The following is a 1,723-nucleotide window of genomic DNA, read 5'->3' as shown; positions in this document are numbered from 1 at the left end:
GCTGTTTACCCGCCCGACGGCACTGGCGTTCGCGGCCATGGGCCTGCTCGCGCTGGTACTGACCGCCCGGCAATGGGATGTTTTTGTCGCCAGTTTCCTCGATACCCTGTCGCCCGGCGGTCTGGTCGGCTATCTGCTGGCGCTGGCGGTGGCCAAGAGCATTCACGAGCTGGGTCATGCGCTGACCGCCACCCGTTACGGGCTGCGGGTGGCGCATATGGGCGTCGCCTTTCTGGTGATGTGGCCGATGCTGTACACCGACACCGGCGAGAGCTGGCGGCTATCCGAGCGCAAGCAGCGCCTCGCGATCGCCTCGGCCGGCATCATCAGCGAGCTGGCACTGGCCATTCTGGCCACACTGGCATGGAATCTGACCGATGACGGCGATGCGCGCCAGGCACTGTTCTTTCTGGCGACGACCGCCTGGCTGGTTTCGCTGCTGCTCAATGCCAGCCCCTTTATGCGCTTTGACGGCTATTTCATCCTGTCCGATGCGCTGGATATGCCCAACCTGCACGAGCGCTCGTTCGCACTGGCGCGCACCGCCATGCGCAGGCGCTTGCTGGGCTGGCATGATCCCGACCCCGAACCGTTCGCGCCGGTGCGGCGCCGGGCGCTGATCGCCTTTGCCTACGGCGTGTGGATCTACCGTCTGATTGCCTTCACCGGTATCGCGCTGGCGGTGTATTTCATGTTTTTCAAGCTGCTGGGCATCATCCTGTTCGCGGTCGAGATCGTCGTCTTCGTACTGCGCCCGATCTGGAACGAACTCAAGGTCTGGCATGCGCGTCAGGACGAAATCACCGCCTACCGTAAGCGCGCGGCCGCCTTGACCCTGCTCGCGCTGCTATTGATTGCGCTGCTGCCATGGTCAACCCGGCTGACGGCACCGGGCTGGGCTCACCCCGGTGCACAACATGTGTTCTACAGCCCGCTACCGGCACGTCTGGACGCCATGCCACAAGCCGGCACCCACTTTGCTGCCGGCGCGCCGGTCTTCCGTCTGGACCAGCCGGAGCTGGATTACCGCGCACGCCAGGCTCAGTTTTCCAGCGCGGCGCTGGACCTACAGATGCGCGGTCTGTCCGGACTGAATGACGGTGAAGAAAAACGTGCCAGCCTGATGAGCCAGCTCGCGATGCAGGAGGCACAGCTCTATGCGCAGACCGACGAGGCAGCGCGACTGACACTCAAGGCGCCGTTTGCCGGCACCCTCGTCGATATCGATCCCGAACTGGACAAGGAGGTATGGGTCAATCCGCGCCAGCCGCTAGCGATGCTGGTCGCCGCGGGGCAATGGCAGGCCGACATTCTGGTGGAGCAAAAAGACCTGCCGCGCATCCGCCAGCAGGCACGGGTACGCTTTTATCCGGAAAACAAGCATCTGGCCCCCATAGACGGGCGGGTCAGTGCGATCGATACCACCCGCAGCGTGCAACTGCCCCACCCCATGCTCTCCAGCCGGCATGGCGGCCCGGTGGCGGTACTGCCGGATCAGGGGGGCTTGCATGCCCGCGATGCACTTTACCGGGTGCGGGTACAACTGGATGGCGCGCCCGGCCAAATGGCGACACTGCGTGGTCAGGCGGTGATCGATGCCCCGGCACAAAGCTGGCTGCTCGAAGCACTCAAACCGGTCGTGATCGTACTGATACGGGAGACCGGTTTCTGATGCACGGGCCCGCCGGTGGCGGGCCTTTTTCTGGCTAAAAACCGATGACCA

1 protein-coding gene is annotated in these 1,723 nt (G+C 64.1%); it reads left to right on the top strand.

Going from position 1 to position 1,723, the window contains the following annotated elements:
• Positions 1 to 1,672 (top strand): site-2 protease family protein (locus ACRC1E_RS10885; protein WP_438515120.1); only part of this gene is annotated, 1,672 nt, incomplete at its 5' end.
• Positions 1,673 to 1,723 lie beyond the last annotated feature (51 nt).

This window comes from Craterilacuibacter sp. (assembly GCF_051659485.1).
GTDB lineage: Bacteria > Pseudomonadota > Gammaproteobacteria > Burkholderiales > Chromobacteriaceae > Craterilacuibacter.
The sequence above is the reverse complement of the archived record's forward strand: the minus strand, read 5'-3'. Positions and strand labels throughout refer to the sequence as shown.